At 66.5% G+C, this 19,662-nt stretch carries 21 protein-coding genes; 6 read left to right on the forward strand and 15 right to left on the reverse strand.

The features are described 5' to 3' along the window. Positions 1–90 precede the first annotated feature (90 nt). Positions 91–330: a type II toxin-antitoxin system prevent-host-death family antitoxin gene (locus QZL87_RS12550; RefSeq protein ID WP_295319866.1), complete on the forward strand. Its 240-nt coding sequence runs from the start codon at positions 91–93 to the stop codon at positions 328–330. After that, positions 330–824 (forward strand): PIN domain-containing protein, encoded by a 495-nt coding sequence (locus tag QZL87_RS12555; protein WP_295319869.1) that lies wholly within the window; start codon positions 330–332, stop codon positions 822–824. The genes QZL87_RS12550 and QZL87_RS12555 overlap by 1 nt, the downstream gene beginning before the upstream one ends. A 234-nt stretch (positions 825–1,058) precedes the next feature. Here QZL87_RS12555 and QZL87_RS12560 read toward each other — a convergent pair whose 3' ends face one another. Beyond that, positions 1,059–2,465 carry a cytochrome P450 gene (locus QZL87_RS12560; protein ID WP_295319872.1) on the reverse strand — a complete coding sequence of 469 codons (1,407 nt, stop codon included), beginning with the start codon at positions 2,463–2,465 and terminating at the stop codon, positions 1,059–1,061. A gap of 173 nt (positions 2,466–2,638) precedes the next feature. On the opposite strand from QZL87_RS12560, the gene QZL87_RS12565 reads away from it, so the two are divergent. Beyond that, positions 2,639–3,379, forward strand: a complete 741-nt coding sequence (locus QZL87_RS12565; RefSeq protein WP_295319874.1) for a hypothetical protein — start codon at positions 2,639–2,641, stop codon at positions 3,377–3,379. Between the two features lie 35 nt (positions 3,380–3,414). On the opposite strand, the gene QZL87_RS12570 is transcribed toward QZL87_RS12565, so the two are convergent. The 9 genes from QZL87_RS12570 to QZL87_RS12610 all read right to left on the reverse strand — a co-directional run bounded on the left by QZL87_RS12570 (position 3,415) and on the right by QZL87_RS12610 (position 13,074). Further along, entirely contained in the window at positions 3,415–4,746 is a 1,332-nt protein-coding gene (locus QZL87_RS12570; RefSeq protein ID WP_295319876.1) for a dicarboxylate/amino acid:cation symporter, read from the reverse strand. Positions 4,747–4,796: 50 nt separating this feature from the next. Further along, positions 4,797–6,140 (reverse strand): dicarboxylate/amino acid:cation symporter, encoded by a 1,344-nt coding sequence (locus QZL87_RS12575; RefSeq protein ID WP_295319877.1) that lies wholly within the window; start codon positions 6,138–6,140, stop codon positions 4,797–4,799. 113 nt (positions 6,141–6,253) lie between these two features. After that, positions 6,254–8,038 (reverse strand): SLC13 family permease, encoded by a 1,785-nt coding sequence (locus QZL87_RS12580; protein WP_295319879.1) that lies wholly within the window; start codon positions 8,036–8,038, stop codon positions 6,254–6,256. A 1-nt stretch (position 8,039) separates the two neighbouring features. Then, the gene (gene aroC, locus QZL87_RS12585; RefSeq protein ID WP_295319882.1) at positions 8,040–9,116 is read right to left on the reverse strand and encodes a chorismate synthase; all 1,077 of its coding nucleotides are present in this window, start codon (positions 9,114–9,116) and stop codon (positions 8,040–8,042) included. Beyond that, entirely contained in the window at positions 9,113–9,538 is a 426-nt protein-coding gene (locus QZL87_RS12590; protein ID WP_295319883.1) for an endonuclease domain-containing protein, read from the reverse strand. Before QZL87_RS12590 ends, aroC begins: the two co-directional genes overlap by 4 nt. Positions 9,539–9,598: 60 nt before the next feature. Further along, positions 9,599–10,111 (reverse strand): N-acetyltransferase, encoded by a 513-nt coding sequence (locus tag QZL87_RS12595; RefSeq protein WP_295319885.1) that lies wholly within the window; start codon positions 10,109–10,111, stop codon positions 9,599–9,601. Between the two features lie 138 nt (positions 10,112–10,249). Next, positions 10,250–11,077, reverse strand: coding sequence for an SDR family oxidoreductase (locus QZL87_RS12600; protein ID WP_295319887.1), 828 nt, complete (start codon positions 11,075–11,077; stop codon positions 10,250–10,252). Continuing rightward, the gene (locus QZL87_RS12605) at positions 11,074–12,156 is read right to left on the reverse strand and encodes a YihY/virulence factor BrkB family protein (RefSeq protein WP_295319889.1); all 1,083 of its coding nucleotides are present in this window, start codon (positions 12,154–12,156) and stop codon (positions 11,074–11,076) included. The genes QZL87_RS12600 and QZL87_RS12605 overlap by 4 nt, the downstream gene beginning before the upstream one ends. A 3-nt stretch (positions 12,157–12,159) precedes the next feature. Continuing rightward, positions 12,160–13,074: a DnaJ C-terminal domain-containing protein gene (locus QZL87_RS12610; RefSeq protein WP_295319891.1), complete on the reverse strand. Its 915-nt coding sequence runs from the start codon at positions 13,072–13,074 to the stop codon at positions 12,160–12,162. A 184-nt stretch (positions 13,075–13,258) separates the two neighbouring features. Here QZL87_RS12610 and pdxH point away from each other — a divergent pair, with 184 nt between their 5' ends. Together pdxH and QZL87_RS12620 are read left to right on the forward strand one after the other, a co-directional pair. Further along, a complete protein-coding gene (gene pdxH / locus QZL87_RS12615) occupies positions 13,259–13,837 on the forward strand; it encodes a pyridoxamine 5'-phosphate oxidase (protein WP_295319893.1) in 579 nt (192 codons plus the stop codon). Beyond that, entirely contained in the window at positions 13,834–14,652 is an 819-nt protein-coding gene (locus QZL87_RS12620; protein WP_295319894.1) for a PhzF family phenazine biosynthesis protein, read from the forward strand. Before pdxH ends, QZL87_RS12620 begins: the two co-directional genes overlap by 4 nt. On the opposite strand, the gene QZL87_RS12625 is transcribed toward QZL87_RS12620, so the two are convergent. After that, positions 14,647–15,804 carry a serine hydrolase gene (locus QZL87_RS12625; RefSeq protein ID WP_295319896.1) on the reverse strand — a complete coding sequence of 386 codons (1,158 nt, stop codon included), beginning with the start codon at positions 15,802–15,804 and terminating at the stop codon, positions 14,647–14,649. The two genes, QZL87_RS12620 and QZL87_RS12625, sit on opposite strands and share 6 nt — an antisense overlap. Between QZL87_RS12625 and QZL87_RS12630 the strand changes: the two genes are divergently transcribed. Continuing rightward, positions 15,803–16,234: a hypothetical protein gene (locus QZL87_RS12630; protein ID WP_295319898.1), complete on the forward strand. Its 432-nt coding sequence runs from the start codon at positions 15,803–15,805 to the stop codon at positions 16,232–16,234. The genes QZL87_RS12625 and QZL87_RS12630 overlap by 2 nt on opposite strands. 9 nt (positions 16,235–16,243) lie before the next feature. Here QZL87_RS12630 and QZL87_RS12635 read toward each other — a convergent pair whose 3' ends face one another. The 4 genes from QZL87_RS12635 to QZL87_RS12650 form a co-directional block, all read right to left on the reverse strand. Further along, positions 16,244–17,026, reverse strand: a complete 783-nt coding sequence (locus QZL87_RS12635) for an AraC family transcriptional regulator (RefSeq protein ID WP_295319900.1) — start codon at positions 17,024–17,026, stop codon at positions 16,244–16,246. 226 nt (positions 17,027–17,252) lie between these two features. Then, the gene (locus QZL87_RS12640; RefSeq protein WP_295319902.1) at positions 17,253–18,176 is read right to left on the reverse strand and encodes an alpha/beta hydrolase; all 924 of its coding nucleotides are present in this window, start codon (positions 18,174–18,176) and stop codon (positions 17,253–17,255) included. A gap of 314 nt (positions 18,177–18,490) precedes the next feature. Next, complete coding sequence (locus QZL87_RS12645) at positions 18,491–19,378, reverse strand: pirin family protein (RefSeq protein WP_295319904.1); 888 nt, start codon at positions 19,376–19,378, stop codon at positions 18,491–18,493. Continuing rightward, a complete protein-coding gene (locus QZL87_RS12650; RefSeq protein ID WP_295319906.1) occupies positions 19,375–19,623 on the reverse strand; it encodes a BolA family protein in 249 nt (82 codons plus the stop codon). Before QZL87_RS12650 ends, QZL87_RS12645 begins: the two co-directional genes overlap by 4 nt. Positions 19,624–19,662 lie beyond the last annotated feature (39 nt).

Consider the following 19,662-nt stretch of genomic DNA (forward strand, 5'->3'; position numbering starts at 1 on the left):
CATTTTTGTTGCCGGGTCGCCACAGTGTAGTAACATACCTACATGTGAACGATCACATTATGCCATGTTTTTGCACAAGCGAGAGATGTGATGAAGCGCGTCACGAGCCGCGAACTCAATCAGGACGTCAGCCGCGCGAAGCGATTCGCGCTCGTCGAGCCGGTGTTCGTCACCGACCGCGGGCGCCCCACGCATGTGCTGATCAGCATCGACGCCTGGCGGCAACTGAGCGGCGAGCGCGAGACCATGACGCAGCTGCTCGCCGCCCCGCCCGGCGACATCGCGCTTGATCGCACGCATCTGCGCAAGGCACTGGACGGGCGCCCCTGATGTTTCTGCTCGACGCCGAGATTCTGTTCGACCTGCGTCACGCCCGCGCCGATGGCGACGGCGCGGCGCTCGCCGGATGGGCGCAGCGCACGTCGCGCCAGTCGATGTTCCTGTCGGCGCTCTCGCTCGTCGAGCTGGAGAATGGCGCCGCGCTGGCTACGAAGCAGAGCAAGGCGGCCGGCGCGGCGTGGCGCGACTGGATCGACGGCCAGTTGCTGCCGGCGTTCGAGGGCCGCGTGCTGCCGGTCGATCTGCCGATTGCGCGCCGGCGGGCGGCACTCACGCTCGGCAACGATCGCGACGCGCTGCTCGCCGCAACCGCGCTCGAACATGGGCTGGCGTTCGTCACCTATCGCACGGCGGCGTTTCGCGGGACACGGATCAAGCTGCTCGATCCCAGCCGCGCCGCGCCCGATGCCGGCGACGATGGCGACTGGCGCGAGGCGACGCGCGGACGGTCGCCGTGGATACGGAACCTGTTTATTCGAGGGTGAGAGTTGGACGCCTGGGTGTAGAGGAGGTGACGGCTAGCGGCCGGTAGCGGCCGTTCTTCTCCCCTCCCGCTTGCGGGAGGGGCTGGGGGTGGGCAGCGGCGGTGCGATTGCCCACCCCGCTGCAACTAGCGAACAAGTTCGCAAGTTTCGCTGCCCCTCCCGCCTGCGGGAGGGGAAACCAGTTCAACAGCTCAACGGCTGCTCCCCACCCTGAAGCTGCCCCTCCTCGTCCGCCTACAGCGGGACGAAGCTCACCGTCAGCCCGTCCTTGGGCCGCGGGATAGGCAGCACCTGCCATTCGGGCGCATAGCCCTCCGCCACGGTGATGCGGTGCGTCGTGACGACATGGTGGAAGAAGATTTTCGCCTGCATGTAGGCGAAGTGCAGCCCGAGACACATATGCGCGCCGCCGCCGAAGGGCACCCAGGCATATTTGTGCCGCTCGCGCGCGACCTCGGGCGAAAAGCGCATCGGGTCGAACTTTTCGGGCTCGGGCCAATGCTCCTCCATCATATGCGTATAGGCGGGGCTGACGCCGACCGACGTGCCCGCCGGGATGCGATAGCCGCCATATTCGAAATCCTTCAATGCGCGGCGCGGGAAGCTCGGCACCGGGGGCACGAGCCGCAGGGCTTCCTTGAACGCCCATTCGGTCATTTCGAGCTGGCCGAGGCTGTTATGCCCGACGCCCTCCCCCGCCGGCGCGACGCTCAGCATTTCCTCGCGCAGCCGGTCCTGCCATTCGGGATGACGCGCGAGTTCCCAGACGAGCGTGGTGATCGAGCTGGTGATCGTATCGTGCGCCGCCATCATCAGGAAGTTCATATGGTCGACGATCGCCTCGACCGACATATATTCGCCATCGTCGTCGCGCGTGCGGCAGATCTGGCTGAACATGTCCTCGCCGCTGCCCTCGCGCCGTTCGGGCACCATCTTGCCGAAATAATCGACCAGAAAGGCGCGTCCCTTCGCGCCGCGGCCCATCGCGGTGAAGGGCAAGGGCACGCGCACGACGCCGATCGACGCCTGCACCATGTCGACGAAGGCCTTGTTGACCTTGTCCGCCTCCGGCCCCCAGGGAATGCCGAGAAAGCTCGTCGCGGCGAGGTCGAGCGTCAGTTCCTTGATCGCCGGATAGAATTTGAAGGTCTTGCCGCTCCACTGGCCGATGCGGGCCTTGATCCCCTCGTTCAGCGAGTCGGCATAATGGCGCATCGGCTCGGGCTTGAACGCCACCGAGAGTATCTTGCGGTCGGCGCGATGCTTTTCGAAGTCCATCAGCATCAGCCCGCGCGGGAAGAGCAGGTTGAGCACCGGCCCCCAGCCCTGTTCGGACGAGAAGATTTTCTCGCGGTCGAACATGATCAGCTCGTTCGCTTCGGGCCCGTGCAGCGCGACGCTGCGCCCGCCGAAGCTGTTGTTGCGATAGACGCGGCCATATTTGGCGACCATGCGGCGCGTGAAAGCGGGATAGTCGCGAAGCTGCTCGAGCGTATTGCCGAGGATCGGCATGCCGTCCTCGCCCGGGATATGGTCGATCGCGCTGTCGGCGTTGCGCGGCAGCCAATGCCGCGTGTCGGGACCGAAACGCTTTTCGGACCACTGGCTTCTGGCAGGCTGGATATTCGTCGGCGCGTTCATCGGTCGATCCCTTGTCCAATATGTTCAGGCGCCAGGCGTAACCAACTACTGACATCGATGCAAGTAACGCCTTTCCGGACGCGGGACGGCATTCACCGCAAATTCAACTCGACTCGTGCAATTTGCTGATCGAGCGACGGGTCGCAACCGTTGGACCCCAAAGGACAAAGCCCATGGCGAAGAGTTTGAAGCGTCCCCTTTCCATCGCACTCGGCGCGCTTGCCGCGACGACGCTCGGCGGCTGCTATTATGGCGACGTCTATGGCGCGAGCTACGCATCGGGCGGCGATTGCGCCGCGCGCTATGGCAACGCTTATTACGACTATGACGGCTATGCCTATGACGACGGCTATGGCTATGACTGTTACGACGCGTCGGATTATGGCAGCGGGTTCGTGAACATCGGGTTCGGCGGCGGCTGGTACGACGATTATTACTATCCCGGCTATGGGATGTGGATGTTCGACAATTATCGCAATCGCTATCCGCTGCGCGGCCAGTATCTCAACTATTGGGGCGGGCGCCGCGCCTGGTGGAAACATCACGGCGGGCGCAAGGACTGGAAGCCGGGTCGTCCCGGCGGCTGGCATCGTGGCGACCACGACGGACGGCCGGACCGCCCCGGCAGATGGCATCGCGGCGATCGCGATGATGACGGCCCGCGCGGCACGCGGCCGGGACGCCCGGACAGGCCGCCGGTAGCGGGCAATCCGGGACGCCCCGATCGCGGCCCCGGCGCGGGTCGTCCCCGCCCCGGCCGCGACGTCGCTTCGCCGCCGCGCCCCGCTCCTTCGGCCCGGCCCGTCCGCGGCCCGCGCCCTGCCCCGGCGGTGCGCAGTGCGCCCGTGCAGCGCGCGACGCCGCCGGCCGGCCGCGCGCGGAGCGACCGGGCGAACAAGACGCGTCCCGATTGATTCTCAGGCCGATTGATTCTCAGGCCGATTGATCGTCAGGCGGGCGGGCCGGCTCCTGCCGGCTCCCCGCCCTTGACCCCCGCCGACACCACCGTCGCCGCGACGAGATCGCCGATGACGTTGAGCGTCGTGCGGCACATGTCGAGGAAGCGATCGACGCCGAGGATCAGCCCGATCCCCTCGGGCGGCACGCCGACCGAGGCGAGGATCAGCGCGATCACCGGCAGCGATCCCGCGGGCACGCCCGCCGTCCCGATCCCGCCGAGGATGCAGACCAGCATCACGACGACCTGCTGCTGAAGCGTCAGGTCGATGCCGAAGAATTGGGCGAGGAAGATCACGGTCACCCCCTCGAACATCGCGGTGCCGTTCTGGTTCGCGGTCGCCCCGATGGTCAGCACAAAGCGCGCGACCCGGTCGGGCAGGTGCAGCCGATCGTGCGCGACGCGCAGCGCGGTCGGCAGCGTCGCGTTCGACGAAGCGGTGGCAAAGGCCATGACGAACGCTTCCTGTGTCTCGTGGAAGAAGGCGACGGGCGATTTTCGGGCGAGCGTCTTGAGCAGCACGGGAAAGACGACGAACATCTGGAGCGCGAGCGCGAACAGCACCACGCCGACGAACGCCGACAGGCGGATGATGAGGTCCCAGCCGAACTGCGCGGCGAGGTTGAACATGAAGCAGAAGACGGCGATCGGCGCGAGCTGGATGACGAGGCCGATCAGCTTCATCACCACCTCGAACACCCCTTCGATCGCGGTCTTCAGCGTCTCGGTGCGCGGGGTGCTCACCAGCATCAATCCGATGCCGAAAAACAGCGCAAAGAACATCACCGCGAGCACGTCGTTCGCACCCATCGCCGCGAAGATATTGTCGGGGACGATCGCCACGACCGCGTCCATCCCCGATTTCGATTCGCCCGCGCGATCGGCGATCGCCTGCGCGCCCGCGGCGCCCTCCGCCATCAGCGAACGCGCGAGCGCCGGGTCGACCCCGGCGCCCGGCTGGAGCAGGTTGACGACGGCCAGGCTGATGACGACCGAGATCGTCGACACCGCGACCGTATAGACGAGCGTACGCAGACCGACCGATTTCAGCGCGCGCATCTCTCCCATTTCGGCGACGCCGACGATCAGCGCCGAGACGAGCAGCGGGATGACGAGCATGAAGAGCAGGCGCAGGAATATCTGCCCGAGCGGCCCCGTCACATAGGCGGTGACCGTTTCGACCCACGCCGCGTCCGGCGCGCCATAATGGACGGCGAGACCGATGGCGAGGCCGGCAAGGAAGCCGGCGAGCATTCGCCAGCGCAGCCGCCGGGCACGCATCTCGTCACGCTCGGCTTCGTCGATCGCCGCTGCTTCGGCCATGGTTCGGCTCCTCGTTCGCCCCGATCGGGCGCGGCAGGCAGCCCCGTGCGTTACGCGGTATCGGCCGCCGGCTTGTTGTCCCCCGCCGCATCACTATCACGAAGATCGAGCCCGCGGGTTCCATGATGCGGCGTATGCGACGGCGCGTGCGGCCGTTCGGCGTCGGCGGGTTCGGGCACTTCGAGCATGCCTTCCCACTTGGTGATGACGCTGGTCGCCACCGCATTGCCGACGACGTTGGTCGCGGTGCGGCCCATGTCGAGGAAATGGTCGATCGCGAAGACCAGCGCGACGCCCTCGACCGGCAGGTCGAACATCGCGAGCGTCGCGGTGATGACGACAAGGCTGGCGCGCGGCACCGCGGCGATCCCCTTCGACGACACCATCAATGTCAGCAGGATCAGGATCTGCGTGCCGATCGACAGTTCGATGCCATAGGCCTGCGCGATGAAGATCGTCGCAAAGCTGGCATACATCATCGACCCGTCGAGGTTGAAGCTGTAGCCCAAGGGCAGCACGAAGCCCGAGATGCGCCGCGGCACCCCGAAGCGGTCGAGCTGTTCGAAAAGCTTGGGCATCGCGGCCTCTGACGAGGCGGTCGAAAAGGCGATCAGCAGCGGTTCGCGAATATAGCGGATGAGCTGAATGATGCGCCCGCGCAGAAAGATCGCCCCGGCGGCGAGCAGCAGCACCCAGAGCAGCACGAGCGCGATGTAGAATTCGGTGAGCAGTTCGGCATAGGTCGCGAGAATGCCGAGGCCATGCTGCGCGACCACCTTCGCCAGCGCCCCGAACACCGCGAGCGGCGCGAGGCGCATGACATAGCCGGTGATCTGCAGCATCAGCTCGGCGAGCGCCTCGGCCCCGCGCACCAGCGGCCGCCCCTTTTCGCCGAGCGCGGTCAGCCCGACGCCGGCGAAAAGCGAGAAGACGAGGATCTGGAGGACGTTGTTATCCGCCATCGCGGCGATGACGTTCTTCGGAAAAATATGCTCGATGAATTCGAACATATCGAGCTTTTTCACCTCTCCCACCGACTGTGCCGAGACGGTCATGTCGACCCCGACGCCCGGCTGGAGCAGGTTGACCATGATCAGACCGAGGCTGATCGAGATCAGGCTGGCGATGATGAACCAGGCGATCGCGCGCGTGCCGATACGCCCGAGCGCCGAGCTGTCGCCCATATGCGCGATGCCCGCGACGAGCGTGCCCAGAATCAGCGGCGCGACGAGCATCTTGATGAGGTTGAGGAAGATGGTGGCGAGCGTGCCGAAGCTGCGCAGCCAATATTCGAAAGCCTGGCTGTCGGCGGGCACCGCGACGCGGACCGCATATCCCACCGCGATCCCGAGCACCATGCCCGCGAGAATATATAATGTAAGCTTGCGGTCCATGCGGCCGTCCCCCGAATGTTCATTATGGCGCGCCGTGACCGGCCAGAATCTCGCCCCCTTTGACCCGCCACAAGCCGCAGCGTCAAGGGGCTGGCGGTTCGCCCGCTATGCCGTCAGGTTATGAAGAAGCTGATTGCGAGACAGGTCGAAACGCCGGTGATGATGTTGAGCGGCACCCCGATTTTCACGAAATCGACGAAGCGATAATCGCCCGCGGCATAGACGATCGTGTTGGTCTGGTAACCGATCGGCGTCGCGAAACAGGCCGACGCGCCGATCATCAGCGCGATCACCAGCGGGCGCGGATCGACCCCCAGTTCGGCGGCGATCGCGAGCGTCACCGGCGTCATCAGCGCCGCGACGGCATTGTTGCTGAGCAGTTCGGAGAGAATGAGCGCGAAGAAGTAGATGCCGAAGACGAGCACCCACATCGGCTGGCCCGCAAGCACCGGTTTGACCCCGCCGACCATCATCGCGACCGCGCCGCTCTGCTCGAGCGCCAGCCCGACCGCGAGCATCGCGAAGATCAGGATCAGCACGTCGCCGTCGATCGTCCCCCATGCCTCTTCGCTGTCGATGCAGCGCGTCACGAGGATGACGCCGATCGCGATGATCGCGGCGACGCCGATCGACATCACGTCGAGCGCGGCGAGCGCGACGACCGCGACCATGCACAGGATCGCGATCCACGCCTTGCCGCGCCGGAAGGCGCGAACCTTGGCGAGATCGGCACCGATCAGATGCGGATTGTCGCGCAGCGCCTCGACCTCGCGCGGCCCGCACGCGATGAGCAGGCGGTCGGCGGGACGGATGCGGACGCTCGCGAGGTCGGGGCCGGGCTCGTGCGCGGGACGATCGAGGCCGATGACGCGCGCCCGGACTTTCTGCAGAAAGGGTATGTCGGCCAGCCGCTGGCCGATCGCCGGATGGTTCGACGCGATCATCGTTTCGACGACCATATCGCCCTCACCCGGCTCGCCGCCGCCGATCCCCAGGCGGAACCGGCCCTGCTCGCGCCAGGTCATCAGCGTCGCGCCATCGACGCGCAGGATCAGCCGGTCACCCGCGGCGAGCGTCCAATGATCGAGGTCGGCGCCGCGCACGATGACCGAGCCGCGGCGCACCCCCACGATGCGCCCCGAGCGCGGCAGGTCGCGGAACGCCTCGACCGTCATGCCGACCAGATCGTCCTCGTCGCTCAGCACCAGTTCGGTCAGATAGGGATGCGCGTCATGCGCTCCCGCGGGCCCCTCAACGGGCTTGTCCGACGGCAGCAACCACCACATCAGCGCGAGACCGATCATCCCCGACGCGGCGGTGACGAGGCCGATGGGGGTAATCTCGAAAATGCCGAATCGCTCCATCCCGGCCTGACGCACGATGCCGTCGACGACGAGGTTGGTCGAGGTCCCGATCAGGGTCAGCGTGCCGCCGAGCACCGCGGCGATCGACAGCGGCATCAGCAGCTTCTTGGCGCTGACGCCCGTCACTTCGGCGAGCTTCATCATGATCGGCAGCAGCACGACGACGACCGGCGTGTTGTTGAGGAACGCCGAGGCGAAGAGCGCGCCCAAAAGGACTTCGACGATGGCGAGCCGCGGGTGCTTCTCCGCGCGCTTCATGATCGCGTCGGCGACGCGCTGGATTACGCCGGTACGGATCAGCGCGCCCGACAGGACGAACATCGCGCCGATGACGATCGGCGCCGAGTTGGAAAAGACCGAATAGAGGCCATCGGCGTCGAGGATACCAAGCGCGAGACAGGCGCAGGCGCCGAGGATCGCGATGACGGTCGCGGGCAGCCGCTCCATCAGGAAGCCGACGAACATCGCGGCGAGGATGACCAGCGACAGGACGGCCTGGTGCGCTTCGATGAAGGCCCTGACCGCGTCGATCATGTCAGCCGTTCTGCGCCCGGTGCAGCAATTTATGATCGGCGAGGACAAGCGCCATCATCGCCTCGACCACCGGCGCGCCGCGAATGCCGACGCAGGGGTCGTGGCGGCCCTTGGTGACGATGTCGGTCGCCTCGCCCGCCTTGTTCACCGTCGGCACGGGGGTGAGGATCGAACTCGTCGGCTTGAAGGCGACGCGCACGACGACGGGCTGGCCGGTCGAGATGCCGCCCGCGATGCCGCCGGCGTTGTTCGACAGGAAATCGGGCCGGTTGCTGCCGTCGCTCGCGGGGCGCATCGCGTCGGCATTCTCCTCGCCGCGCAGCCGCGCCGCGTGGAAGCCCGCGCCGATCTCGACGCCCTTCACCGCGTTGATCCCCATCATCGCGGCGGCGAGGTCGGCGTCGAGCTTGGCATAGATGGGCGCCCCCCAGCCGGCGGGCACCCCGCTCGCCGCGCATTCGATGACCGCGCCCAGCGAACTGCCCGCCTTGCGCGCGGCGTCCATCAAGCCTTCCCAGCGTTGCGCCGCGGCGGGATCGGGACAGAAAAAGGGATTGCGATCAATTTCTTCGAGATCGAAGTTCGCAGGATCGATCGCATCGCCGCCGATCTCGGCGACCCAGGCGTGGATCTGCACCTCGGGAATCACGAGCCGCGCCACCGCGCCCGCCGCGACGCGGGCGGCGGTCTCGCGCGCGCTCGACCGGCCGCCGCCGCGATAATCGCGGATGCCATATTTGGCGTCATAGGCATAATCGGCGTGACCGGGACGATAGGCCTGCGCGATTTCGCCATAATCCTTCGACCTTTGGTCGACATTCTCGATCATCAGGCTGATCGGCGTGCCGGTGGTCTTGCCCTCGAAGATGCCCGAGAGGATACGGACCTGGTCGGGTTCCTGCCGCTGCGTCGTGTGGCGCGACTGGCCGGGGCGGCGCTTGTCGAGAAAGGGCTGGATGTCGGCTTCGGAGAGCGACAGCCGGGGCGGACAGCCGTCGACGACCGCACCGAGCGCGGGACCGTGGCTCTCCCCCCAAGTCGTGAAGCGAAGAACGCGTCCGAAGCTGTTGAAACTCATGGTTCCCTCTCCCCTTGGGGGAGAGGGAGGGGCCCGTCGGGCGAAGCCCGATGGGAGGGTGAGGGATTGTGGGCAAGAGCAAGCGCGATCGCCCGGCAAACGCCCTCCAGATTGTCCATCACGTCATGGTTCGTGAAACGCAGCACCCGATATCCCTCTTCCGCCAAAAATTGCGTCCGCCGCGCGTCATAGTCGATTTGTGCCGCATGGCTATCGCCATCGACCTCTATCACCAGCCGCGCGGATTGACAGGCGAAGTCTGCGATAAAAGGACCGAGGCGCTGCTGGCGGCGGAATTTGGCGCCGAGGTTGCCCGCGCGCAATACAGACCACAATTTCTTCTCGGCCGGTGTGGCCTCGCGGCGCAGGCGGCGAGCGCGGTCGACGGTGCCGTCGCGAAGTTCGAAACGGCTTTTGCTCACACCCTCACCCTCCCATCGCTTCGCGATGGGCCCCTCCCTCTCCCCCAAGGGGAGAGGGGTTTAGCGGGAGAAGGCGGGTGCATAATCAGCCCGGCCGCACTCGGGCCATGCCGTATCGCCAAGCATCATCGCCATGAAATGCGGTCCCGCGAAGGGCGAAGCGAAGCGCGCCGCGAGTTCGGGCGAATAGCCGAAGCGCGGATAATAATCCGCATGGCCGAGAACGAAGCTGATCGCCGCACCCCGCGCGCGCAATTCTTCCAGCCCAGCGCGGATCAGCGCGTCACCTATGCCTTGTCCCTGCCGTTCGGGCGCGACCGAGACTGGCGCGAGGCCCGCGCCGGAAAGCGGCGCTCCGTCGGCTTCGACGTCCATCCGGCTGAACAGCACATGCCCGGCGATCAGGCCGTCCCGTTCGGCGACCAGCGACACCAGCGCGTCGCCGTCCGCCTCGATCATCGCCACCAGCTCGGCCTCGCCCTGATGGCCGAATTCGGTCCCGGCGAAGGCGGCACGGATGACGGCGTCGATGGCGTCGCAATCGGCTTGCGTCGAAGAGCGGATCGAGATCATGCAATCGCCCGCGAAGAAAAAACCATGTTCCCCCGCGAAGGCGGGGGCCCATCACCGATTGGCGCAAGTTTGAATCGACCGGAGATGGGTCCCCGCCTTCGCGGGGACACACGGATATTATCGGCCTTCGCTCGCCTGCTACGCAAGCGCGATGTCCGGCGCGTCTTCCTGTTTCATGCCGACGGTGTGATAGCCCGCATCGACATGGTGCGTCTCGCCCGTGACGCCGCTCGCAAGGTCGCTCAGAAGATAGAGCGCCGAGCCGCCCACGTCATCAATGGTGACGTTGCGGCGCAGCGGGGCATGGCTTTCGACGAATTTCAGAATTGCCGAGAAGTCTTTGATGCCCCTGGCGGCGAGCGTCTTGATCGGGCCGGCCGAGATCGCGTTCACGCGAACGCCCTGCGGACCATAATCATTGGCGAGATATTTGACGCTCGTCTCCAGCGCCGATTTGGCGACGCCCATGACATTGTAATGCGGGATGACCTTTTCGGCGCCATAATAGCTGAGGGTCAGCAGCGAGCCGCCGCCCGTGCCCGTTTCGGGATCGAAGGGCGTCATCATCGCCGCCGCGCGCTTCGCGACCGCAGTGAAGCTGTAGACGCTGATATTCATCGTCATCAGAAAATCTTCGAGGCCGACGTCGGCATAATGGCCGCGAAGGGCTTCCTTGTTGGTGTAGCCGATCGCGTGGACGACAAAGTCGATCGTCGGCCAGCGCGCGCCAAGCGTCGCGAACGCCGCGTCGAGATTGTCCATGTCGGCGACGTCGCAATCGATCAGGAAATCGCAGCCGAGCTCGTCGGCGAGCGGCTTGACGCGCTTCAGCATCACGTCGCCCTGATAGGAGATCGCCAGTTCGGCGCCGTGCGCATGCAGCGCCCTGGCGATGCCCCAGGCGAGCGATTTGTCGTTCGCGAGGCCCATGATCAGCCCGCGCTTGCCCTTCATCAGACCCGTCATTTTTCTTCTCCGGCCTTTTCCGATTCGACCATGATGTCGTCCACGCGCCCAATAGCGTCGTGGCCCAAATCCTCAACCTCGACGAGCGCGGCGTTGAGTTCCGCGCCCATCACCATACCCAATCCGACGAGGTAGAAAAAGAAAAGCGCGACCATCACACCCGCGAGGCTGCCATAGGTGGCGTCATAGCTGAGCAGGCTGGCGAGCAGCGGCGGCAGCGCAAGGGTGACGCCGATCCACCAGAGCGTCGTGAACAGCGCGCCGGGCCATTTCGGGCATTTGAGCCGCCGGTATTTGGACGGCGTCAGGCTGTAGAAGAGCATGTAGATGGCGAGGAACAGCCCCGCGCCCGACACCCCGCGCGAAATCAGCACGATCCCCCACGCCTGATATTGCTCGGGCAGCACGCGCGCCACGAACTGTTCGATGCCGACGATCAGCACCTGCATGCTGAACGACAGCAGCATCAGCACGACCGCGCCGGTGATGATGCCGATCGACAGCAGGCGATAATGGAAGAATCCCTTGGAGAAATGCGTGCCATAGGCGCGGCGGAGGATGTCGCGCACCGTCTCGATCAGGCTGCCGACGGTCCACAGCGCGACGAGCGCGCCGAGCCACAGGAAGATGCCGGTGCGCGCGGTCATCACCTCGCGGATCGGGCCCGACAGCGCCTTCGCGACCGTCGGTGGCATCGTCGAAAAGACCGCCTCGACCGCCCGCTCGCCGCCGACGCTGCCGCCGACGAGCGACAGCGCCGCGGCGAGCAGGATGAAGAAGGGAAAGAGCGCGATCAGCGCGAGATAGGCGAGATTGCCCGCGTGGATGAAGCCGTCGGTATAGGTGCCGACGATGACGCGGCGGACGACATGGTAGGCGCGGGTGCCGGGGCCGAGTTGTTCGCGCCCGCGCTCGATAAGTCCCTCGGCGCGCGCGCGCAGATGAATGCGCTTGGCGCGCTCGGCGCGTGCCTCGGGCGAATGCGGCGAATGGCCCTCGGCCAGAAATTCCTTGCCGACCTCGTCGGCGACCTCGCGCTCGAGCGCGGCGACAATCTTCTTTTCGCCGGCGTCAGCCACGCATCACACGCCGAGATCCGCCCGCACGTTGCGCGGATCGGTCCATTCGCTGAGCAGCTTGATCAGCGCATCGTCGTCGGCGGGCAGATCGACCATCAACCGCACGAGCTGGTCGCCGCGCCCGCCGCTCTTCTGGCTGAACCCCTTGCCCTTGAGCCGCATGACCTTGCCCGACGAGGAGCCCGCGGGGATCGACAGCATTACCGGGCCATCGACGGTCGGCACCTTGACCTTCGCGCCCTTGACCGCCTCGTTCAGCGTGACCGGCAGGTCGAGCCGGATATTGGCGCCCTCGCGCTGGTAGAAGGGGTGGTCCTTGACCGTGATCGTGACGATGCCGTCGCCGGCGCCGCCAGGCCCCGGCTGCCCCTTGCCGGCGAGGCGCATCTGCGTTCCCGTCTCGACACCCGCGGGCAGCTTCAGGTCGATCGTGCCCCCGTCCGCAAGCGTGATGCGCTGCGGCGCCTGCGTCGCGGCGTCGATGAACGAGACCGACAGGCGATAGGCGACGTTGGCGCCCTTTTGCGGCGGTGCGCTGCGTCCGCCGAAACCGCCGAACGGCCCGCCGCCGCCGCGCCCGCCGAACAGCCCTTCGAAAATATCGCCGAAATCGGCGCCTTCGCCACCGAAACCGCCCTGCCCGCGCGGATCGCCGCGAAACCCGCCGCCGCCGCCATAGCCGAACGGCATCGCGGGGTTGCCGTCGCCGTCGATCTCGCCGCGATCATATTGCGCGCGCTTGGTCTTGTCGGACAGAAGGTCATAGGCCTTGGTGACGTCGGAGAATTTCTCCGCCGCCTTGGGATTGTCCTTGTTCTTGTCGGGATGCAGTTCCTTGGCGAGCTTGCGATAGGCGGACTTGATCTCCGCTTCGCTCGCGCTCTTCGCAACGCCCAGGGTGGAATAGGGATCGGCCATTTTGCTCCTGTAGCCCGATAAGTGACTGGGCGTGAAGCCCGATTGCGCGCGCCATGTGGTAATGGGCCGGGGAACGGTCAAGTTCCACAAATGCCGCGGCCCATCTCTCCCTCCGTCATCCCAGCGAAGGCCGGGATGACGATGAAACTCGACCGTTGCTCCTCGGCGTATTATGACCGCGCGCATGACGGACGATCCCTTTGCCCTGTTCGATAGCTGGTTCGCCGAGGCGCGCGCCAGCGAACCCAATGATTCGAACGCGATGGCGCTCGCGACGACGACGCCCGACGGACGCCCGTCGCTGCGCATGGTGCTGCTCAAGGGCCATGGCCCCGACGGCTTCGTCTTCTATACCAACCTCGACAGCCGCAAGGGCGGCGAGCTGGCAGCGAACCCCCATGTGGCGCTGCTCTTTCACTGGAAATCGCTGCGCCGGCAGATCCGTATCGAGGGCATTGCCGCTCCGGTCGACGATGCCACCGCCGACGCCTATTTCGCGACGCGCAGCCGCGACAGCCAGCTCGGCGCCTGGGCGAGCGACCAGTCGCGACCGCTCGATAGCCGCGAGACGTTCGAGGCGCGCTTCGCCGCGATGCAGGCGCGCTTCGAGGGACAGGAGGTGCCGCGACCGCCGCGCTGGTCGGGTTGGCGCGTTAATCCTTCGGCGATCGAATTCTGGCAGGACCGGGCGCACCGGCTGCACGAACGCACCTTGTTCGGGCGCGCCGGCGATGGCTGGACGAAAGGGTTGCTTTATCCATGAGCGCGGCGCGCCGTCTTCCGATCACGCAGGTCGACGCCTTTGCCGACCGCCCCTTCACCGGCAATCCCGCGGCGGTGATGCCGCTCGACGAATGGCTCGACGACGCGACCCTGCAGGCGATCGCGGCCGAGAATAATCTCGCCGAAACCGCCTTTCTCGTCCCCGACGACAGCGACGAAGCCGATTATGAGCTGCGCTGGTTCACCCCGACGCTGGAGGTCGCGCTCTGCGGCCATGCGACGCTGGCGAGCGGGCATGTCCTTCTGTCGGCGGCGCAGTGGCGGAGCGAAATGCGCTTTCGCACGCGCAAGGCGGGCATATTGCAGGTGACGCGCGACGGCGAGAAAGACGGCTATCGCATGAAGCTGCCCGCCTATCGGGCGGAAGCGAAGCCCCTGCCCGACATTGCGCGCGCGATGGGCGGCGACGTCGTCGAAACATTGTGGCACGAGGGCGGCTATGCGCTGGTCGTCTATCGCAGTGCCGAAGAGGTCCGCGCGCTGACGCCCGATCTCGCGGCGCTGAGCGAGGGCGACAGCCTCTATATCGCGACCGCGCCGGGCGCGGGCGACGCGTCGGGCGCCGACGTCGTCAGCCGCGCCTTCGCGCCCGGGGCCGGCATCCCCGAGGACCCGGTGACCGGGTCGGCGCACTGCGTGCTGACGCCCTATTGGACGACGCGCCTCGGCCGCGACGCCTTCGCCGCCTATCAGGCGAGCGCGCGCGGCGGCCATGTCGGCTGCCGCCTCGACGGCGACATGGTCGAGCTCACCGGCACCTGCGTCACGACGCTGGTGGGCGATTTTCTGCTATAAGCTTTCGGTCAGATCCGCGAGGTGGCGACGCAGCGCGGGGAATTGATCGTCCCGCGTCACCCCGAGCCGCACGATCGTCACGCGCTGCGACGGGGAGACGATGATATATTGGCCCTGATGGCCGATGCAGGCGAACAGGTCGTTCGGGCCGCGGTCGGGCCATAAAGCCGGAGTGACTCCCGCGGGACGCTTGCGATTCAGCCAGATATGGCCGCCATAGCCTGCATCGTTCCGCGATGGCGTCAGCATGAAGCGCATCCAGGTTTCGGGGAGCAGCCGCTGCCCGTTCACGACGCCGCGATTGCGCAGGAATTCGCCGAACTTCGCATAGTCGCGCGCGGTCGCGTGCATGATCGACCCGCCAATCATCGTGCCCTTCGCATCGAACTCGGGAGTCAGGCTGGTCATGCCGAGCGGCTCGATCAGCCGGCCGCCGATGAAATCGCGCATCGCGTCGCGCCGCGCATCGGGATTCGGCGACGGCGTCAGCGTGTCGGCGATGATGTCCGACAGGATGACGCTGGTCGCCGAGCTGTAGTTGAAGACCTCGCCCGGCTGCGCCGCCGCGGGCTTCGCCTCGGCAAAGCCGGCCATGTCGCCCGCACCGTCGCCGAACAGCATTTCGACGGTATCGCCCTGCCACACCGGATCGCCGGTTTCGACATGCTCGAGCCCCGCCGACATATGCAGCAGATCGCGCAGCGTGATCGCGCCGCGCGGATCGCCGCTGCGCTGCCACGCATCGACCGGCGCGGGGGCGCCCAGCGACAATTGCCCGTCGGCGACGAGGAAGCCGGTGAGCACCGCGGTGATGCTTTTCGCCATCGACCAGCTGATCAGCTTGCTGCGGGGGCCGAAACCCGCGCCATAGCGTTCGTAGATCAACTCGCCGCCCTGCAGCACGAGCAGCGCACGCGTCTCCCCGACATCGTCGGCATCGATGAAGAGCGCGTCGGCGCGCGCCCGGATCGCGGCGGGCAAGGCGGGCAGCGCGCGCGGCGTCCCGGTCTTTGCGACGTCGTCGAGCGACAGGCCGAATTTCGGCCCGGACGACGCGGGCGCCATCGTCCCCTGCCCCGCCGCCTGCGCCAGCGTCCACGCCGCCAGCATCGCGAGGGCGGCACTTGCCAGCAGCCTTTTTTTCGTGATCATGGGCGGGGTGAATAACATCAATCCGACCGGCCCTTCAACGGGCGAGGCGCCGCCAGCCGCCCCCTCGCCCGCCGCGCCGCCAGCGGATGCGGCGCCATCGCGGAAGAAACCGGGCCGCCGGGGCGGCTGCCTGCCTTGGGCGATCGTCGCCGCGGTGCTGCTTGCCGTCTTCGCGGTCTGGAAATTCCCGTCGTTCAAGGCGCAGGCCGAACTGGGGTCGGCCTATGCGGCGCGCGTCGGCTGTTCGTGCCGCTATGTCCAGGGCCGCAGCCTCGAAAGTTGTCAGAGCGATTTCGAGCCCGGGATGGAGATGGTGTCGCTGAGCGAGGATCCGGCGACCAGGACGATCACCGGCAGCGTCCCCCTGCTCGCCTCGCGCAGCGCGCGCCATGCCGGCGCGAGCGGCTGCCTGATGCAACCAGATAATTAGAGTTCCGCTCTACTCCTCCCCGTCCACCGGCACGATCGCCGACCGGTGGCGGCGGCGCCACTCGCCCGGCGACATGCCGACCTTGTTCCGGAAGACCGCGCACAGGTGCGCGTGGCTCGAAAATCCGGTGGCGAAGGCGATTTCGGCGATCGACAGCGGGCGGTTCATCAGGAACCAGCAGGCGCGGCGCAGCCGTTGGCGCAGCACATATTGCGCGGGCGTGCGCCCGGTCGCGCGGGCGAAATGGACGATCAGGCTGTTGACCGACATGCCGGCTTCGGCCGCCATATCCTCGACGGTCAACGGCACTTCGAGCTGCGCCTGGATGAAGATCATCAAATCGTTGATGCGCCGGGTCATGCCGGGGGATTCGGCGCGCCCGGCCATATGATCGAGCGTTCGGGCGAGGATCGCGACCAGCGGACCGGCCGCCGAGGCGTCGCCCGCCCCCAGCGCCCGGACGAGCGCCGCGAGCGCGAGGTCATGGTGCGCCGCGAGCGCCCGCGTATGGGGCGCGATCGACAGCAGGGCCGCGGGAATCTCGACCTCGCTATAGCGGACCGCGCCGCCCTTCGCCGCCGCGCGATAGACCAGTCCCGCGGGCACCAGCCACATCTCGCCCGGCAACGGATCGCCAAGCGACGTCCGCATCTCGCCCAGCCAGGTTTCGAGCCAGTGATAGCTGCCCGCCTCGTAAAGGATCAGCGCATGGACATCGCGTTCGATCGTCCAGTTCGAAGGGCCATCGATCCGGTCAGTGATCGAGGCGACCCTGAGTCCACCCACTTCCATGACCGGAGTATGGCAAGAATGGGAGAATGTGAAAGCCTGCCATATTGCCCCGCAATATGGTTAAATCGCCCCACCCAAAGTCCCCGGCCTTGGTCGCAGCCAAGGGGAAATGGGTGCGGGCAACAATATTCGCGTGCCCCAGACACGCAGTCCCAGACCCCCCCAAAGGCGGGCGGCGCCATCGCTGCCCGCCGCTTTTTTTGGGAAGAGGACGAGCCCCCCGATCTCAGGTCGCGGCGAGAAATTCGTCCATCGCGCGATTGACCGCGTCGGGCGCCTCCCACGGCACGAAATGGCCGCAGCCCGGCACCTTCACGATCGTCGCGCCGGGGACGAGATCCTCCATCCCGTCAAGGTTGCACGACGGCAGCGCGACATCGTCGAGCGCCCAGATCACCAGCGTCGGGACCGCGAGTTTCGGAAAAGGCGCGGCGGGCGGCTCGGCATAGGGCTCGTCCATCGCGGGGACTTTGATCGTCGAGGCGCGATACCAGTTGATCATCGCGCGGCAGGCGTCGCGATCCTCCCAATCCTTAAGCAAGCGGCCGATCTCATCGGCGGGCTGGAGGCCGCCGCTCGGCACGCGATCCGCAAAGGCGTGGGCGAGGATGCCGGCGATGCCATGCTCCTCGAGGATCTTGTCGCTCGCGGGGTCGCGGAAGGTGCGGATATATTGGCTCGCCGCGCGCTGCTCCTCATCGGTCGCGAGAAGGCGCTGGAAGATCCCCGGATGCGGCGCGTTCGCGATCACCGCGCGCGTCACGCGGCCCGCCCACGCCGGATGCAGTCCGCCCGGCTGGCCGCCCAGCGCGACGCCCCAGGCGATCGCGCCGCCCCAGTCGTGCCCGGCGATGGTGAATGTATCGACGCCGAGCACGTCGGCGAGCGCGAAAATGTCGGCGATCAGCTTGTCGGGGGTGTAGGCTTCGACCTCCTGCGGCTTCGACGATCCGCGATAGCCGCGCTGGTCGGGCGCGATGCAGCGGAAGCGGCCCGCGAAATGCGGCAGCTGATGACGCCAGGTGCGGTGCGATTCGGGAAAGCCGTGGAGGAAGATCAGCGTCGGGGCGTTCTTCGGCCCGATGTCGACCACATCGAGCTCGACCCCGGTCGAAAGCCTAACGCGCTGCTGTTCGAAATCGCCGATCATCAAATGCTCCCTCGGGCTTCATTGGTTTCTTTTCGAAACCAATCTGGCGGGGATTAGGGAGCATGGCAAGCTGCAACAGGTGACGGGGTGTATGGCGAAGGGGCTGGATCGCGGGAATGTTCGCTACGGGTTGGTGAGCGGACGTTGTGGGGTTGCACTGTTTTCCCCTCCCGCTTGCGGGAGGGGCAGCGAGACTTACGAACTTTGTTCGTTAGTCGCAGCGGGGTGGGCAATTGCACCGCCGCTGCCCACCCCCAGCCCCTCCCGCAAGCGGGAGGGGAGAAGAACGTCCGCTTCCGGCCAAAATCGGACCCCTATGGATAGCTCACCGTCTTCGGCACCTCGGGTATCGGGATGAACTCTTCGCTATCGCCGGGAACCAGCGGGAATTTGCGTTCCTTCCATTCCGCCTTCGCCTCGTTGATGCGGTCGCGCGACGAGCTGACGAAATTCCACCACACATGGCGCGGCGTCGTGAACGCCTCGCCGCCCATCAGCATCACGCGCGCGTCGCTGTCGGCGCGCAGTGTCATTGCCTGTCCGGGTTTCAGGATATAAAGGCTATGGCGGTCGAGCGCCTCGCCATCGAGGCTCGCATCGCCGAGCGCGACGAGCACCGCGCGCTCGTCGGCCTCGGCGTCGATCGGCAAGGTCGCCCCGGCGTTCATCAATATGTCGGCATAGATGGTCGCGGCGTGCTGCGTCGTCGGCGCGGTCGCGCCCCACAGGCTGCCCATGATCACGCGCGCCGAGACATTGCCGTCCTCGACCAGCGGCAGCTGATCGGCGGCAACATGCTCGAACGCCGGGTCGACCTCTTCCTTGCCGTCGGGCAGCGCGAGCCAGGTCTGCATGCCCGAAATGCCCGACCCGGTGGCGCGCTCGGCTTGCGGCGTGCGCTCGGAATGGACGATGCCGCGCCCCGCGGTCATCAAATTGCACGCGCCGGGGCGGATCGTCGCATAGGTGCCGAGGCTGTCGCGATGGTCGATCGCGCCTTCGAAGAGATAGGTCAAAGTCGACAGGTTGATATGCGGGTGCGGGCGCACGTCCATGCCCTGCCCGATGTCGAAATGTGCGGGGCCGAACTGGTCGACGAAGATGAAGGGGCCGACCATCGTCCGCGCCTTGTTCGGCAAGGTCCGGCGCACGTCGAAGGCGCCGATGTCGTGGGTCGAAGGGGTGATGACGATCATGTTCATTCTCCCGGCGCCACGGCCTTGATCGCGAGCGCATGGACGCGCTGTCCCGGCAGGTCGCCGAGCGCCTTGTTCACCGTGCGCTGGCGCGCGACGCGGTTCATTCCGGCGAAGCCCGCCCACTCGATGTTCAGGCTGAAATGCGACTCGCCGCTGCCGTCGTCGCCCATATGGCCGTGATGGCTCGCACTGTCGTTGCTGAGGATGAAATTCGCATCGGGAAAGGCTGCGGCGAGCAGGCTTTCCATCTCTTGCTGTACGGGACCTTTGTTCCTCATGGGCTTGAC

The sequence above is a fragment of the uncultured Sphingopyxis sp. genome, from assembly GCF_900078365.1.
In the GTDB taxonomy this organism is placed as follows: domain Bacteria; phylum Pseudomonadota; class Alphaproteobacteria; order Sphingomonadales; family Sphingomonadaceae; genus Sphingopyxis.

Bases quoted from the DNA above. Each gene is read 5' to 3' on its own strand.
- QZL87_RS12630 (WP_295319898.1), top strand. From the start codon at position 15,803: ATGGGCGGGGTGAATAACATCAATCCGACCGGCCCTTCAACGGGCGAG.
- QZL87_RS12600 (WP_295319887.1), bottom strand. From the start codon at position 11,077: ATGACGGGTCTGATGAAGGGCAAGCGCGGGCTGATCATGGGCCTCGCG.
- QZL87_RS12555 (WP_295319869.1), top strand. From the start codon at position 330: ATGTTTCTGCTCGACGCCGAGATTCTGTTCGACCTGCGTCACGCCCGC.
- QZL87_RS12570 (WP_295319876.1), bottom strand. From the start codon at position 4,746: ATGGCCGAAGCAGCGGCGATCGACGAAGCCGAGCGTGACGAGATGCGT.
- aroC (WP_295319882.1), bottom strand. From the start codon at position 9,116: ATGAGTTTCAACAGCTTCGGACGCGTTCTTCGCTTCACGACTTGGGGG.
- QZL87_RS12580 (WP_295319879.1), bottom strand. From the start codon at position 8,038: ATGATCGACGCGGTCAGGGCCTTCATCGAAGCGCACCAGGCCGTCCTG.
- QZL87_RS12625 (WP_295319896.1), bottom strand. From the start codon at position 15,804: ATGATCACGAAAAAAAGGCTGCTGGCAAGTGCCGCCCTCGCGATGCTG.
- QZL87_RS12610 (WP_295319891.1), bottom strand. From the start codon at position 13,074: ATGGCCGATCCCTATTCCACCCTGGGCGTTGCGAAGAGCGCGAGCGAA.
- QZL87_RS12565 (WP_295319874.1), top strand. From the start codon at position 2,639: ATGGCGAAGAGTTTGAAGCGTCCCCTTTCCATCGCACTCGGCGCGCTT.
- QZL87_RS12550 (WP_295319866.1), top strand. From the start codon at position 91: ATGAAGCGCGTCACGAGCCGCGAACTCAATCAGGACGTCAGCCGCGCG.
- pdxH (WP_295319893.1), top strand. From the start codon at position 13,259: ATGACGGACGATCCCTTTGCCCTGTTCGATAGCTGGTTCGCCGAGGCG.
- QZL87_RS12595 (WP_295319885.1), bottom strand. From the start codon at position 10,111: ATGATCTCGATCCGCTCTTCGACGCAAGCCGATTGCGACGCCATCGAC.
- QZL87_RS12640 (WP_295319902.1), bottom strand. From the start codon at position 18,176: ATGATCGGCGATTTCGAACAGCAGCGCGTTAGGCTTTCGACCGGGGTC.
- QZL87_RS12575 (WP_295319877.1), bottom strand. From the start codon at position 6,140: ATGGACCGCAAGCTTACATTATATATTCTCGCGGGCATGGTGCTCGGG.
- QZL87_RS12645 (WP_295319904.1), bottom strand. From the start codon at position 19,378: ATGAACATGATCGTCATCACCCCTTCGACCCACGACATCGGCGCCTTC.
- QZL87_RS12560 (WP_295319872.1), bottom strand. From the start codon at position 2,465: ATGAACGCGCCGACGAATATCCAGCCTGCCAGAAGCCAGTGGTCCGAA.
- QZL87_RS12635 (WP_295319900.1), bottom strand. From the start codon at position 17,026: ATGGAAGTGGGTGGACTCAGGGTCGCCTCGATCACTGACCGGATCGAT.
- QZL87_RS12620 (WP_295319894.1), top strand. From the start codon at position 13,834: ATGAGCGCGGCGCGCCGTCTTCCGATCACGCAGGTCGACGCCTTTGCC.
- QZL87_RS12650 (WP_295319906.1), bottom strand. From the start codon at position 19,623: ATGGAAAGCCTGCTCGCCGCAGCCTTTCCCGATGCGAATTTCATCCTC.